We start from the raw sequence: 14474 nt of genomic DNA on the forward strand, positions 1-14474 counted from the left end.
CAGATCGCGGATAGGGATGCCGGCGGCTTTGGCCTCGTCGAGAATGCTCTCCAGATCCTTCTCGTAATCGGCGATATCTTCGTCGTCATCTTCGTTGCGTCCAAAGAAGTTTGTCGGCGGCAACTGCTTGGGGTCGCCGACGATGATGGTCTGGCGCGCTCGCGCGATGGCGCCAACAGCGTCCCAGGTGGTGATCTGCGAGGCCTCGTCGAAGATCACCACGTCAAAGAGCGCCTGATCGGGCGGGAGGTATTGTGCGATGGAGAGCGGCGACATCAGCATGCAGGGCGCGAGCCTGGAAAAGCTCTGCGGCATCCTGCCGATCATGTCGCGTATCGACTGGCTCGGCCGCTGCAATTCCATCTGGTGGCGGAGCAGCCCGAGCTCGGAATTGCGCGGGACGCTCTGCACGGGCGGCAGACCATGCGCGATCGCGCCGATCACGCGACGGCTGGCGTGCGCGCGCACGAGATCGTCGATCTCACGGAATTCCTTGATGGTGTTTTCGTGCTGGAAACGCCGGAAATTCCGCAGGACGGGATCGGCGTCGAGGATTTTTGGGAGCCACCACCGGGCATAACCGAGGCGAAACGCAACGCGCGCTTCACCGGGCCGGACCTCTCCCTTCTCGATCTGCTCGACCAGCGAAGCAAGGCTGGATGCCAGCGCCCGGTTCCTGACGCGGCACCAGGCCGCCCAGTCGCGCAGCAGATGCTGCGTGTTCGCGAGGGCTACGAGATTCTCCCGCACTGTCGTGAGGTCGCTTCCGTTCTCTCCGGGCTGGATGTCGCGGCCTGAGAGGTCCGAGAAACGCCGGCTCGCGCTCTCCAAACCCTGGATTGCCGCGAGAAGCCTGTCCCCGGCTCGCCGCACCCTGTCGTCTTCCGCCGCGCCGCGCAGGCAGGCGGCGACGGAGCGGCCGATCGAACGAAGGTCATCTTGCTCTATATTCGGCAAGCACAAGGCATCCCGAAGCTCCCGCGCAAGTTCAATGATGTTCGCGACCGCTTCAAGATCGGTCTCCAGACCATTGACCGGCAACGGCTTCGTCACCAGCAGGTTTTCGTCGATTGCCGAAAGGCATTCCTTCATGCGCCGGAGCAGCGGAAGGTCTTTTTCAGGATCAGCGGTCCCGCCAGCGGCATAGGCTTGCAGCAGCTTCTGGATCTTGCGCTTGCCGAGCATCGCGCCGGGCCAGAAGGAAGCGTTTGCCTCACGCCACTGCCGCTGCAAGTCAGCCGGGTCGAGATCGCGAATGGCGGAGCCGCCATATGAAGCACTGAGGCCTCGCTCCGCTTCGCGGTAATCGCTGATGGACCTGCCTAAACCGTCTAATGCTTCGGCGCACAAGGCAAACTCGCGATCGGAAGCGATCGTGATGTCGCGGCCGCGACTGTTCTGAAGGGCAGTTGCAAGGGCCGCCAGATCCTGAAGCTCGGTTTGTGACAGCCGTTCCCGCGGCTTCAGACCAAGTACGGCGGCATAACCCTCGAACGAACTGGCCAGCAGATCGATCGCGTTCCGCAGGGATGTTGCCGCCGTCAGCAGGCTGTCCTGCCAGCCGGAACTCCAGTCGGCGACGTCGACGAGATCCAGCGATGGCTGCCGCTCGATCGACGCGAAGACAAGGCCGAGTTCGGCGGCGAGTTCTTCAAGGGCACGCAGAGTCTGAGCATCATGAGCATCCCGTTCCGGCCATGAGAAGGCCGGCGCCGGAGCGTCCGCGACCTTGAGCGCGATTCCCAGCGCATGATAAGGCGTCCATCCGTTCGGATAGCGCTTGTGCAAGGCCCCGACATAGGCATTGAGCTCGTCACGGCGCAATCGAAGATGCTCGTTGATCTCCACCCATTCGGATGCATCGGTGCGGCCGCCATGCTCCCAGGCGGCCTTGAGCTGTCCGAGGAAATGCCTGCGGTCAGCCTTGTTCGAGTGCAATTCGATGCAGTGATTTCCGAGGCCATGTTCGCGCAGCCGTCGATAGACGACGTCGAGCGCGGCGGTCTTTTCGGCCACGAACAGCACCGTCTTTCCGATCGCGAGGCAGTTCGCGATCATGTTGGCGATGGTCTGGCTCTTGCCTGTGCCGGGCGGGCCGACGATGACGAAATCGCGTCCCTCGGCCGCCGCGAGGCTCGCCGCCGTCTGCGACGAATCCGCGGGAAGAAGGCAGATGATATCTGCCGGCGCATAAACGCGATCGAGTTCACGTTCGTCGCGGAATGTCGGTTGTCCGTCGCTTTCCGGAAAGGCCTGTTCAGGCGTGTCGATCAGGTGGCGGACCACCCGGTTCTCGCGAAGCGCCCCGGTGCGCTCGACCAGATCCTTCCACATCAGGAATTTCGCGAAGGAGAAGGTCGACAAAGCCGTCTCGTCGACGACCTCCATGCCGGGCACGTCGCGGATGGCCTGGCGCATCATGGCGAGAAGGCGCGGCACATCCACCCCGTTATCGTCGAGCGGCAGGTCGCCGCCGAACTGGGGGAGCATCAGGTCGAAATCCCGCTCCAGGAATTGCAGCAGGGTCGCGTTGAAGCGTGGCTCATCCTCATGGAAGCGAATGGTGAAACGCGAACTGGCGCTGCGGCGCTCGAGCTTCACCGGGACCAGCAGAAGCGGCGCGCGATAGCTGCGCTCGTCTTCCGGCTTCTTCTTCCAGCGCAGGAAACCGACGGCGAGAAAGAGAGTGTTCGCTCCACCTTCGGCAAAATCGTTACGAACCTGCCGATAGAGATCGATCAGCCGCGCCTCGAGTTGGTGCGCCTCCAGCGGCGAGGGAAGCTCGTCCCTGAGCAGGGCTTCGGCCGCGAAGCCGCGCTGAAGATCACGTCCGTGAACCTCACGATAGATCGTCGCGTCGCGCTCGCCGAGCGGGTTCTGCTCCGGCAACGATATGATCCGGATGGCCGCGCTGTTCGCGAGCCGGTCTTCAAGATAGGCGATGTCGGTGCAGAGAAACGGAATCGTCTTCTTAGTGTCTGGAAAATTGAGAAGCCGGTTGCGAAGGGTCAGGTCGAGCAGCTTCTTCTGCCAGCGGTCGATGCGGCCGGCGGCGGTGGTCGGCTTCACCTCGATCGCTTCGACCGGCAGCTCGTCAGAAGTCGGGGCCGGGGGAAGCGGCAGATCCGGAACGGGAGCGGTTTCATCATCGATGGCATTGCGCGCGATCGGCTCATGCGAGGCGAGCGGCGTGATTCCGCCGCTTCGGGATCGCCTGATGTCGATCGCCGCGACGAAAGCGTGGGCTTCTTCCTCCGCGAGACGGCGATCCAGCGCCTGCTGCGCGCTGTCGAAGGTCAAAGCAGGGCGATGGGTGACGCCGGTGGTCTCAAAGACGATCAACTCGCGTGACGCCAGCGCCTTGCGAACCTCCATCTGGTCGGTCTCGATCGCCTGGGCGAAGGTTCTCCTGGTCAACCACACGCCGGCTGCCGCATGTCCACGGAACATCAGGATGATAGGGTGCAATCCGGCGGCTTCCAGCGCGGCGGAAAAAAGCAGCGTGGTGTCGAGGCAGGTCGCCAGCCGTTGCTCGGCGATCGTGCCCGGACGCCGGATCTTCTGGCCAAGGCTCTCAAAGCTCGCGGGTGGCTCGGCATAGTGCAGCCCCATCCCGGCAATCGCTGAATAGGCGGCCGCGGTCAGCATATAGGCACGCTTGGGGTCCTGCGATTGGTAGCCATCCAGTCCGCTCGGATGGCCATGCGCGGCAAGCCGTTCCGCCGCAGCCAGCAGGATCGGGGCCACAGCCGGGTCGTTCGGCATCGCGAAGGCCGGCAGCAGTTGCGCCATATCGGCGACGCCGCCCCATTCATCACGCGCAAGCAGCCTGACGGGAAGGCGCCGCTCGTCGAGGATCTCTTCTCTCAAGGAAAGACGCAGCGTGATCTCGCCGCGTTCCGCCTCGTTGAGGCCCGCAAGATAGCCGGCATCGAGTTCGACCTTCCGGTCGCTTAAAGGGAGCCTGTCTCCCGGCAACAGCCGATCAATGGTCCACGTTTTCGGCCTTAGAAACGACGGCGAAGAGGTCAGCTCGAGCGTGCATGTCTCGATATGCCGGTCGCTTACGTTCTCGATCAGCAGGGATCGGATAACCGGAATCGCATTCTGATAGGATGCATATGTAAAGCTGGCTGCGACATCCGCAACGATCACAGGAGCCTTGCGTATCCTCCGCAACATCGACCCCGACCTCGTGTCGATCATCGCTACTTGCGCTTTGCATTGGCGTGCCCCCCTGAAGGAGCCTAGCCAGATTTGGCGCGCTTAAGAAGTCCCATTATCATTCGTACGTAGAATCGCTGGGGAAGGCGACGTGCGGCATCTGCCAGCCGCTGAACGTGCTCGCCGCCGCTATCGGCTCGTCCGTTCGATGACGGCCATCAACTCGGAAATCTTGCGCCGCTGATCGGTCTTGTTGCCGCTGGTGATCGCGTGCTCGACGCAATGCGCGACATGATCCTTCAGCACTTCTTCCTCGACGCGCCGGAGCGCGGCGCGCACCGCCGATATCTGCGTCACGATGTCGATACAATAACGGTCTTCTTCCACCATCCGGGACAGCCCGCGTACCTGGCCTTCGATCCGGCTGAGGCGCTTGCGGCAGGATATCTTGATATTGTCGCGCATGCCGGATATATACCCCCATGGGGTATGTACCGCAAGAGGACTGCGGAGGTCCGGATGAACACGGCAGGGCGACCAGAGTCCAGGAATGGGAACGGCTGCGGCTGCGCGGCGGAAAAGCAGGCTGCATCACCCGCCGCTGCATCGCCTGAGTCGAGTTGCTGCGGCGGGGAATCCGCGACGGCGCATGCCCACGACGGGGATAACCATCACGAGCAGCACCATAGTCATGCCGCTGAGACGACCGATGGAAAAGTTCTCGATCCGGTCTGCGGCATGACGGTCGATCCACGGACCAGCAAGCATCGCTTCGATTATCAGGATACGACGTATCACTTCTGCTCCGCCGGTTGCCGGACCAAGTTCGCCGCCGCGCCGCGGTCCTATCTCGACAAGTCCAAGACGCCCCCGGCGGATGTGCCGGAAGGCACGATCTACATTTGTCCGATGGATCCGGAGGTGCGCCAGGTCGGCCCCGGCGCCTGTCCGATCTGCGGCATGGCGCTGGAGCCGGAGCTTGTGTCGCTGGACGACGCGCCCAACCCCGAACTCGCGGATATGTCGCGCCGGTTCTGGATCGGGTTGATCCTCGCGCTGCCTGTGATCGCATTGGACATGGGCGCGCATATCGCCGGAGCGCATAGCTGGATCGGGCAGACGCTGTCGAACTGGGTTCAACTGGCGTTCGCGACGCCGGTGGTGTTCTGGGCCGGCTGGCCATTTTTCGTGCGCGGCTGGCAATCGCTGACGACGCGCAATCTCAACATGTTCACGCTGATCGCGATGGGCACCGGTGTGGCTTATCTCTACAGCCTTGCCGCCACCATGACGCCTGCGATTTTCCCGCCCGCCTTTCGCGGGGCTGATGGCGCGGTCGCGGTCTATTTCGAGGCGGCGGCTGTGATCACGATCCTGGTGCTGCTCGGGCAGGTGCTTGAGTTGCGCGCGCGTGAGGCCACGTCCGGCGCTATCAAGGCGCTGCTTGATCTTGCGCCGAAGACCGCGCGTCGCGTCGATGAGCAAGGCGCGGACCACGATGTGGCGCTCGACGAGGTCGCTGTCGGCGACCGGCTCCGGGTTCGTCCCGGGGAGAAGGTGGCGGTGGACGGCCTGATCGTCGAGGGTCGCTCCTCGCTCGATGAATCCATGGTGACCGGTGAATCCATGCCGGTTGTCCGGGAAGCGGGCTCAAAAGTGGTCGCGGGCACCATCAACCGGTCCGGCAGTTTTATCATGCGGGCCGAGAAGATCGGACGCGACACGCTGTTGTCGCGGATCGTGCAGATGGTGGCGCAGGCGCAGCGGTCCCGTGCTCCGATCCAGCGGCTGGCCGATCGGGTGGCTGGCTGGTTCGTGCCCGCTGTCATCGCCGCGGCTGTCGTGGCGTTTGCGGTCTGGGCCTTTGTCGGCCCCGAGCCGCGTCTGGCGTTCGGCCTGGTTGCCGCGGTGAGCGTGCTGATCATCGCCTGTCCATGCGCGCTCGGGCTTGCCACGCCGATGTCGATCATGGTGGGCGTCGGACGCGGCGCGCAGGCCGGTGTCCTGATCAAGAATGCCGAAGCGCTTGAGCGCATGGAGAAAGTCGACACGCTGGTGGTCGACAAGACCGGCACCCTGACCGAGGGCCAGCCCAAGGTCGTCGCCGTCGAGGCTGCGCAAGGTGTCGGGAAAGACGACCTGTTGCGTCTGGCCGCAAGCGTTGAGCGATCCAGCGAGCATCCGCTGGCGGACGCCATCGTCGCCGCGGCAAGGGAGCGTGGTCTGGCGCTGGACGAGGTGCAGGAGTTCGATGCCCCGGCCGGAAAGGGCGTGACCGGAAAGGTCGCGGAAAAAGCCGTGCTGGTTGGCTCGGCTGCGTTCCTCGAATCCCGGAATGTCGCCGTTCAGGGTATGGCGGCATTAGCCGATGACCTGCGCAATGACGGAGCCACCGTCGTCAACGTCGCGATTGACGGCAAGCTGGCCGGTCTGCTCGCGATTGCCGATCCCGTGAAAGCCTCAACTCCGGCGGCCCTGAAAGCGCTGGCAGGCGACGGCATCAGGGTCATCATGCTGACCGGCGACAACCGCACCACCGCCAACGCGATCGCCAGGCAGCTCGGCATTGCCGATGTCGAGGCTGACGTTCTTCCCGAGCAGAAGAGCGCCGTGGTCGCCCGGCTTCAGAATGAGGGGCGCGTCGTGGCGATGGCGGGAGACGGCATCAACGATGCGCCGGCGCTGGCCACCGCCGATGTCGGCATCGCCATGGGCACCGGAACCGATGTCGCCATGGAGAGCGCTGGCGTGACGCTGCTCGGAGGAGATCTGATGGGCATGGTTCGCGCGCGCCGCCTTTCCGAGGCGGCCATGCGCAATATCCGGCAGAACCTGTTCTTCGCCTTTATTTACAATGCCGCCGGCATTCCGATCGCGGCCGGAGTTCTCTATCCGGTCTTTGGCCTGCTGTTATCCCCGATCGTGGCCGCCGCCGCCATGGCGCTGTCGTCGGTGAGCGTGGTCGGCAACGCGTTGCGGTTGCGCGCTACGAGGCTGTGAAGACGAAGGCCGGCGGCTTGTGCTTCAGCGGCGAGAGCGCGTCCAGACCTCTCCGCTGCACAGCGCGCCGACGCAGCCTTCCACGCGGAGCGCGCCGGGGCCAGCGACGGAGACATTGCTGGCATAGCTATTGCCATCATCGGCATTGTAGATCGTGCCCGACCATTTGTTGGGGCCGGTTTGCGACATGCCCCGGAACAGCGGCAGTCCGATCATCGGCCGCTTGGACAGCGCCGGGTTGTGATTTTTATCGTCGACGGCAGGTCTTCCCGTGGCGGGATCAGTAGGGTTGCGCAACCAGACGATGACGCCGCAAAGGCTGCCGCCGCATCTGCTGACGCGAACCTTGGCGTCACCCGCTTGTGTTAACCAGACGCCGGTGGGGTCGGCCGCTGTCTGTGCGTCGGCGACGGATAACATGGCGGCAAGAACTGCAATAACAAATCCGGATCGCAACAGCATGATAACCACCTCCAGAGCCCCTGGATCACGATGGTTTTGGATCAATTCGATCCAAAACCATCGTGATCGATTCCGATATTTTGAGACGCGGGATGCGGGCAGAAAACCGCTCACACTTTTCCTCATCCCGCCCTAGCGCAGAGGCTCTAGGGTGCATAACAAAAAAACCGGGTCGTGCAACACCATATGTGCGGCGAGCCGGGTTATATCGGAAGAACCATGTCGGATTTCGCGCCAGCAAATCAGGGTGGCGGCGAGCCGTGCGTCTTATGAATAGGAAGTCTGCAACAGCGGCATACCCGGCGTTGACCCCTCTCAAGTTATGGTATGTAACGGCTGGTGTCGTACTGGCGGCGGAAACTCCTGACCGGGTTTCGCCGGGCCCCCTTACAATCTCCCAACAATTCGGACAAACAACCCATGACCTTTACGCTTCCGAACCTGCCATATTCCCATGACGCGCTCGCGCCCCATATGTCCAAGGAAACCTTGGAATATCATCATGATAAGCACCATCAGGCTTACGTGACCAACGGCAATAACGCGATCAAGGGGACCGAGTTCGAGGGCAAGTCGCTCGAGGATATCGTGAGAAGCTCGTACGGCAAGAGCGCGTCCGTGGGCGTGTTCAACAACGCCGGCCAGCACTATAATCACCTGCATTTCTGGAACTGGATGAAGCCCAACGGCGGCGGCGACAAGCTTCCCGGCCGTCTCGAGAAGAAGATCATCGAGGATTTCGGCAGCCTAGAGAAATTCAAAGCTGATTTCGCCGCGGCTGGCGCTGGGCAGTTCGGTTCGGGCTGGGCATGGCTTCAGGTGAAGAACGGCAAACTGGAAGTATCCAAGACGCCGAACGCCGAAAACCCACTGATTCACAACGCGACCCCTATTCTTGGCTGCGACGTCTGGGAGCACTCCTATTACATCGACTACCGCAACCGCCGTCCGGATTATCTCAAGGCGTTCCTCGATCACCTCGTGAACTGGGATTACGTGGATCAACTGTATTCCAAGGTCGCCTGATCGGGCAGGCTGAAGCGGGTAAGGGACTCGAGAAGGCGGCACGGCGGTGCCGCCTTTTTTTGCGCGCGGGTCGTTTTAGCTGAGGCCGGCGGTTTGTTCGCTGGACAGCTGTGATGTTATAATATAACGATCAAAGATCGAAGTTCGGAAAGCGTCTCACGTGCTGCACTCTCACTCTCACGTCCAGGGTCAAGCTGACGAAGGTGCACATTCGAACGGGCACACCCATGCGCTGTCCTCGCCGCATCCGGCCCAGGCGGTGCCATGGTCGATCCTGCGGATGGCGCTGGCTGTACGAGCGGGAACGGCGCTTGCGGTCAGCGTCGTGCTTTGGGCCGCCGTATTGCTGACGACCGTGGGATGGTAGCGCGACTGCAATTTCGTGACGTCACGCTGGGCTATGAGCGGCATCCGGCCGTGCATCACCTGAGCGGGGAGATCGCGTCCGGCGCGCTGCTGGCGGTGGTCGGGCCGAACGGCGCGGGTAAATCGACGCTGTTTCGCGGCATCACGGGCATCCTGAAGCCGCTGGCCGGATCGATCGCCTTGGGCGACCTCGACATTCGCGACATCGCTTATTTGCCACAGAGCGCGGAGATCGATCGCAGCTTTCCGATTTCGGTGTTTGATTTCACCGGCTCCGGATTGTGGCGAACCACCGGGGCGTTCGGCCGGCTCGGCAGGCGTGAATGTGGGCGGATCGCGGAAGCTCTTGCGGCTGTCGGCCTGAACGGATTCGAAAACCGTCCCATCGGCACGTTGTCCGGCGGACAGATGCAGCGCATGCTGTTCGCCCGGGTGCTGTTGCAGGATGCCGGCGTGATTGTCCTGGATGAACCGTTCAACGCCATTGACGCCAGGACATCGGACGATTTGCTCGCTCTGGTGCGGCGCTGGCATGAGGAGAAGCGCACTGTGCTGGCGGCGCTGCACGACATGGAAATGGTGCGCGCGAATTTTCCGGAGGCATTGCTGCTGGCGCGCGGCGCGGTGGCATGGGGGCCGACCGGGCAGGTGTTGACGGCCGGCAACCTCTCGCGCGCCCGGCAGATGTGCGAAGCTTTCGACGATGGCGCTGCCGCCTGCGCGGTGCGCGTTCCGCCGCGCGTGGCTTGAGGCATCATGGTCTACGACGCGCTGGTCGCCCCCTTCGCCGATTTCGAGTTCATGCGCCGCGCGCTGGCGGCAGCGGCCGCCCTCGCGCTCGGGGCCGCGCCGATCGGCGTGTTCCTGATGTTGAGGGGGATGAGTCTTGTCGGCGATGCGATGGCGCATGCGATCCTGCCGGGAGCGGCGGTCGGCTTCCTGCTGTCGGGCCTCAATCTGTTCGCGATGACCGTCGGCGGATTAATCGCCGGGTTCGCGGTGGCGATTCTGGCCGGGGTGGTGTCGCGCGTCACCGAACTGAAAGAAGACTCGTCGCTGGCGACCTTCTATCTCGCGTCGCTGGCGCTGGGCGTCACTATCGTGTCGGTCAAGGGCACCAATATCGATCTGCTTCATGTGCTGTTCGGCAACATCCTTGCGATGGACAACCAGACACTCATGGTCATCGCGATCAACGCCACCGTGACGCTTGTGGTGCTCGCGGTGATCTACCGCCCGCTGGTGTTCGAATGCGTCGATCCCCTGTTTCTGCGCACGGTGAGCCGCGCCGGTGCGCCGGCGCACCTGGCGTTCCTCGGACTGGTCGTCGTGAACCTCGTCAACGGCTTCCATGCGATGGGCACCTTGCTGGCGGTCGGGCTGATGATCCTGCCCGCAGGCATCGCGCGATTCTGGTCGCGCGACATCACCGGCATGATGATGATCGCCGTGGTCAGCGCGCTTTTGTCCGGTTATGCCGGACTGGTGCTGTCGTTTCACAGCAAGGTGCCGTCCGGACCGGCGATCATTCTGGTCGCGTCGGTATTCTATGTCCTGTCTGTGCTGTTCGGGCGCGCCGGCGGGATTGTTCGACGGTTTTTCCCCGCGCCCCATCTCGAAGCGTGAGGGCGATCATGGTGCGGTATGGCCTCGCAATGTGGGCGATTGCGATCGTGTTGGCGGCGCTTGCGCCCGCCCGCGCCCAGGAGACCTCCGGTGACCGCGCCAATGAGCGGATCGTCGTGGTCGCGAGTTTTTCGATTCTCGGCGATTTCGCGCGGGCCGTCGGAGGCGCGCGAACCGATGTCACCACGCTGGTCGGAACGGATGGCGACGCGCATGTGTTCACGCCGACGCCGGCGGATGCCAGGAAGGTCGCGGCCGCGAGGCTGGTCATTGTCAACGGCCTCGGCCTCGAAGGCTGGCTGCCGCGGCTGGTGCAGGCCTCGGGCGGCAATGCGGCGATCGTCGTCGCGGCTACGGGCGTGCCATTGCGGGGAGGCGAGGCTGGTCAAACGCTGCGCGGTGACGATTCGGCGGATCCTCATGCCTGGCAGTCGGTCGCCAATGCCAAAATATACGTCGCCAATATTCGGGACGCGCTGATCGCGGCCGACCCCGCTGGCGAGGCGGTCTATCGCGGCAACGCCGCTGATTATCTCGCGAAACTGGACGCGCTGGAACGGGAGGTTCGCGAGGGCGTGGCCCGGATTCCACCGGAGCGTCGCAAGGTGATCTCGACCCATGATGCCTTCGGCTATTTCGAGGCGGCCTATGGCATCGCTTTCATCGCTCCGCAGGGTGTTTCGACCGACAGTGAGGCGAGCGCGCGCGATATCGCCGCCACGATCACGCAGATCCGGGCCGCGAAAATCCCGGCCGTGTTTCTGGAAGATCTCGGCGATCCGCGGCTGATCCGCCAGATCGCCACGGAGGCCGGGGCCCGGGTGGGTGGCACGCTCTATTCCGACAGTCTGAGCGATGAAAAGGGTGACGCCCCCACTTACATTGCCATGGTCCGGCATAATATAAAGGCATTGACGAGCGCGCTGGCGGAATAGTCGCGCCTTCTGCCTTTCCCCGCAGGAAGGATCCCGAGGCGGCTCGTGTGGTCGCCGAACGCCGCATGTGCTATTGAACCCTCATTCTCTCCGCGAGGAGAGCAAAACAGCCCCGAGTTCATTGATGTCTGATGTAAACGCCTCCGCCTCGACGAAAATCCCCGTAACCGTGCTGACAGGCTATCTCGGCGCCGGCAAGACCACGCTTTTGAACCGTATCCTGTCGGAAAATCACGGCAAGAAGTATGCCGTGATCGTCAACGAATTCGGCGAGGTCGGCATCGACAACGACCTGATCATCGGCGCCGACGAGGAAGTGTTCGAAATGAACAACGGCTGCGTCTGCTGCACGGTGCGCGGCGACCTGGTGCGTATTCTCGAAGGACTGATGAAGCGCAAGGGCAAGTTCGACGCCATCATCGTGGAGACCACGGGCCTAGCCGATCCAGCGCCGGTGGCGCAGACATTCTTCGTCGACGAGGATGTGCAGAACAATGCGCGCCTCGATGCCGTGGTGACGGTGGCCGACGCCAAGTGGCTGAGCGAGCGGCTGAAGGATGCGCCCGAGGCGAAGAACCAGATCGCCTTCGCCGACGTCATCGTCCTGAACAAGACCGATCTGGTGTCGCAGCCGGAACTGGCCGAGGTGGAAGCGCGAATTCGCGGCATCAATCCCTACGCGAAACTGCACCGGACCGAGCGCTGCCAGGTGGCGCTCTCGGATGTTCTGGAACGTGGCGCGTTCGATCTCGACCGTATCCTCGAGATCGAGCCGGATTTCCTCGATAATGACGGCCACGACCATCACCACCACGATCATGATCACGACCATCACGGTCACGATCATCACGACCATGATCATGGCCATGGTCCGAAGCATTATCACGATGAGGAGATGCAGTCGCTGTCGCTGCGCTCGGACAAGCCGCTCGATCAGGACAAGTTCATGCCGTGGCTGCAGGAGCTTCTGGCGGCGGAAGGACAGAAGATTTTGCGCTCGAAAGGGGTCATGGAGTTCAGCGGCGATGACGATCGCTACGTCTTTCAAGGCGTTCACATGATGCTGGAGGGCAGCCGCCAGCGCGCATGGAAACCTGACGAGAAGCGGGAAAGCCGTCTCGTCTTCATTGGCCGCGAATTGCCGGAAGCCTTGATCCGCGAAGGCTTCCAGAACTGCATCGCCGCGTGATGAAAGACACCGCTCCGAAGCAGCACGCCATGGCCTCGATCGGCGAGCGCGTGCGTCCCGTCACCATCGGCTCGCCGGTGGCAGCTCTTCACTTCATCGGCGATCGCGCCGCATTCATCGGCGATGAGGAAACCATCACGCTGGTTTCCGGCGATGGCGAGAAGGCCGCGGTGACCGTTCATGGCGGCGCGATCCTGTCGGCGGTTTCCGACGGTAAGCGGATCGTCACCAGCGGCGACGACGGCAAGGTGGTCGCGCTCGACATGAAGGGCGAGAGTTCGGTTCTTGTGACCGACGCGAAACGCCGCTGGATCGACAATATCGCGGTTCATCCCGATGGCACGCTCGCGTGGTCCGCCGGCAAGACCGCCTACGTGCGCGGGATCAAAGGTGAAGAAAAGTCGATTGACGCCCCGTCGAGCGTTGGTGGACTCGCGTTCGCACCGAAGGGCATGCGGCTCGCGCTGGCGCACTACAACGGCGTGTCGCTGTGGTTTCCGAACATGAAGGCTGCACCGGAGCGGCTGGAATGGGCCGGCTCGCATCTCGGCGTCACGTTCAGTCCCGACGGCAGGTTTCTTATCACCTCCATGCACGAGCCGGCGCTGCACGGCTGGCGGCTGGTTGACGTACAACATATGCAAATGACCGGCTATCCCAGCCGCGTGAAGTCGCTGTCGTGGGGCATGGGTGGAAAACTGCTGGCGACTTCCGGCGCGGACCGGGTTGTGGTGTGGCCGTTCGCCAGCAAGGACGGCCCGATGGACAAGGAGCCGACGATGCTGGCGCCTTTGCAAGCCCGCGTCACCGCAGTTGCTTGCCATCCGACCCAGGATTTCCTTGCGGCCGGTTATGAGAACGGCACCATCTTGATGGTGAGGCTCACCAACGGCGCCAAGGTGGTGGTTCGCCGTGAGGGCGAGGCGTCTGTCGCCGCGCTGGCGTGGAATGCCAACGGCTCGATGCTGGCGTTCGCCCTGCAGAACGGCGACGCCGGGCTGGTCGATCTCTAGAGAACGATCCGTTCAAACTGAATCGGATCATGCTCTGGAATGATTGTCTGGTCGCATTTTTGGTTGAGGCGAACAGGGTATCCACTTTGCCGGAATTGCTCTAGCCGAAGGTCTCCCCGTCTTGAAAGGGAACTTTGCCGGCGGCGCGTCGTTAGTCTTTTGATATAGCGATGGGGGCTCTCATGGCGTCGAGCGAATGCAACGGTGATACGAAGAACGACAACGATGCGAGACCGGGTCCAGCGATCGCGCTGATTGCTGCTATCGCTATGATTATATCCGGTGTTTCCCTGTCGTTCGCGCAGGGAGATATCGTGATCGCGCAAGCGACCGCCCCGCAAACCTCGCCTGTGCCTGCGGGCAAAGAGAATGGGCCGGCCGAATCAAAGCCGGGCGGTACCCGTCCGACGACGCCCGCACCAGAACCCGCACGGCCCGATGCCGATGTTGGGGGACATGCAGATCCTCAGCCAGCGCTGCCACCTGCGCCGGCTGAGAAGGTCGCTCCACCGATCAATAAAAATTAGAGCATGATCCCGAAAAGTCGAAACCGGTTTTCGGATAAGATTATGCTCGATCAAAAAGCTGGGCCTGGAGTCCGATTCAACGCAGTTGGATTAGACTCCAAAAACCACAGGCTGTAACCTTCGCTTACGCACGAGACTGTTTAGAGCGGATTTGGCCTAGAGCGGC

At 62.7% G+C, this 14474-nt stretch carries 12 protein-coding genes; 9 read left to right on the plus strand and 3 right to left on the minus strand.

Going from position 1 to position 14474, the window contains the following annotated elements; all coding sequences use genetic code 11:
• Positions 1-4182, minus strand: a 4182-nt coding sequence (locus NWI01_RS13600; RefSeq protein ID WP_244613763.1) for a DUF4011 domain-containing protein, incomplete at its 3' end; no start/stop codon positions are given.
• Positions 4183-4353: 171 nt separating this feature from the next.
• Positions 4354-4629, minus strand: coding sequence for a metal-sensitive transcriptional regulator (locus tag NWI01_RS13605; protein ID WP_141384366.1), 276 nt, complete (start codon positions 4627-4629; stop codon positions 4354-4356).
• Between the two features lie 54 nt (positions 4630-4683).
• Between NWI01_RS13605 and NWI01_RS13610 the strand changes: the two genes are divergently transcribed.
• On the plus strand, positions 4684-7164 hold the full coding sequence (locus tag NWI01_RS13610; RefSeq protein ID WP_141384368.1) for a heavy metal translocating P-type ATPase: 2481 nt from the start codon (positions 4684-4686) through the stop codon (positions 7162-7164).
• A gap of 24 nt (positions 7165-7188) precedes the next feature.
• Here the strand turns inward: NWI01_RS13610 and NWI01_RS13615 are convergent, their stop codons facing one another.
• The gene (locus NWI01_RS13615; RefSeq protein ID WP_141384371.1) at positions 7189-7626 is read right to left on the minus strand and encodes a DUF2147 domain-containing protein; all 438 of its coding nucleotides are present in this window, start codon (positions 7624-7626) and stop codon (positions 7189-7191) included.
• Between the two features lie 420 nt (positions 7627-8046).
• Between NWI01_RS13615 and NWI01_RS13620 the strand changes: the two genes are divergently transcribed.
• From NWI01_RS13620 to NWI01_RS18960, 8 genes are all read left to right on the plus strand, one after another.
• Positions 8047-8652, plus strand: coding sequence for a superoxide dismutase (locus NWI01_RS13620; RefSeq protein ID WP_011314216.1), 606 nt, complete (start codon positions 8047-8049; stop codon positions 8650-8652).
• 160 nt (positions 8653-8812) lie between these two features.
• Positions 8813-9019: a hypothetical protein gene (locus tag NWI01_RS13625; RefSeq protein WP_181410482.1), complete on the plus strand. Its 207-nt coding sequence runs from the start codon at positions 8813-8815 to the stop codon at positions 9017-9019.
• Entirely contained in the window at positions 9013-9768 is a 756-nt protein-coding gene (locus NWI01_RS13630) for a metal ABC transporter ATP-binding protein (RefSeq protein WP_141384375.1), read from the plus strand. The genes NWI01_RS13625 and NWI01_RS13630 overlap by 7 nt, the downstream gene beginning before the upstream one ends.
• Before the next feature lie 6 nt (positions 9769-9774).
• On the plus strand, positions 9775-10644 hold the full coding sequence (locus NWI01_RS13635) for a metal ABC transporter permease (protein WP_141384377.1): 870 nt from the start codon (positions 9775-9777) through the stop codon (positions 10642-10644).
• 8 nt (positions 10645-10652) lie between these two features.
• Entirely contained in the window at positions 10653-11579 is a 927-nt protein-coding gene (locus NWI01_RS13640) for a metal ABC transporter solute-binding protein, Zn/Mn family (protein WP_244613764.1), read from the plus strand.
• 124 nt (positions 11580-11703) lie between these two features.
• Positions 11704-12768 carry a CobW family GTP-binding protein gene (locus NWI01_RS13645; protein ID WP_141384379.1) on the plus strand — a complete coding sequence of 355 codons (1065 nt, stop codon included), beginning with the start codon at positions 11704-11706 and terminating at the stop codon, positions 12766-12768.
• Complete coding sequence (locus NWI01_RS13650; RefSeq protein WP_141384382.1) at positions 12768-13781, plus strand: WD40 repeat domain-containing protein; 1014 nt, start codon at positions 12768-12770, stop codon at positions 13779-13781. Before NWI01_RS13645 ends, NWI01_RS13650 begins: the two co-directional genes overlap by 1 nt.
• Before the next feature lie 182 nt (positions 13782-13963).
• Entirely contained in the window at positions 13964-14308 is a 345-nt protein-coding gene (locus tag NWI01_RS18960) for a hypothetical protein (protein ID WP_244613765.1), read from the plus strand.
• Positions 14309-14474: the final 166 nt, after the last annotated feature.

The sequence above is a fragment of the Nitrobacter winogradskyi genome (assembly GCF_006539545.1).
Classification (GTDB): Bacteria; Pseudomonadota; Alphaproteobacteria; order Rhizobiales; family Xanthobacteraceae; genus Nitrobacter; species Nitrobacter winogradskyi_A.

Coding starts and splice junctions, on each gene's coding strand:
- NWI01_RS13605 (WP_141384366.1), bottom strand. CDS start 4,629: ATGCGCGACAATATCAAGATATCCTGCCGCAAGCGCCTCAGCCGGATC.
- NWI01_RS13610 (WP_141384368.1), top strand. CDS start 4,684: ATGAACACGGCAGGGCGACCAGAGTCCAGGAATGGGAACGGCTGCGGC.
- NWI01_RS13615 (WP_141384371.1), bottom strand. CDS start 7,626: ATGCTGTTGCGATCCGGATTTGTTATTGCAGTTCTTGCCGCCATGTTA.
- NWI01_RS13620 (WP_011314216.1), top strand. CDS start 8,047: ATGACCTTTACGCTTCCGAACCTGCCATATTCCCATGACGCGCTCGCG.
- NWI01_RS13630 (WP_141384375.1), top strand. CDS start 9,013: ATGGTAGCGCGACTGCAATTTCGTGACGTCACGCTGGGCTATGAGCGG.
- NWI01_RS13635 (WP_141384377.1), top strand. CDS start 9,775: ATGGTCTACGACGCGCTGGTCGCCCCCTTCGCCGATTTCGAGTTCATG.
- NWI01_RS13640 (WP_244613764.1), top strand. CDS start 10,653: ATGGTGCGGTATGGCCTCGCAATGTGGGCGATTGCGATCGTGTTGGCG.
- NWI01_RS13645 (WP_141384379.1), top strand. CDS start 11,704: ATGTCTGATGTAAACGCCTCCGCCTCGACGAAAATCCCCGTAACCGTG.
- NWI01_RS13650 (WP_141384382.1), top strand. CDS start 12,768: ATGAAAGACACCGCTCCGAAGCAGCACGCCATGGCCTCGATCGGCGAG.
- NWI01_RS18960 (WP_244613765.1), top strand. CDS start 13,964: ATGGCGTCGAGCGAATGCAACGGTGATACGAAGAACGACAACGATGCG.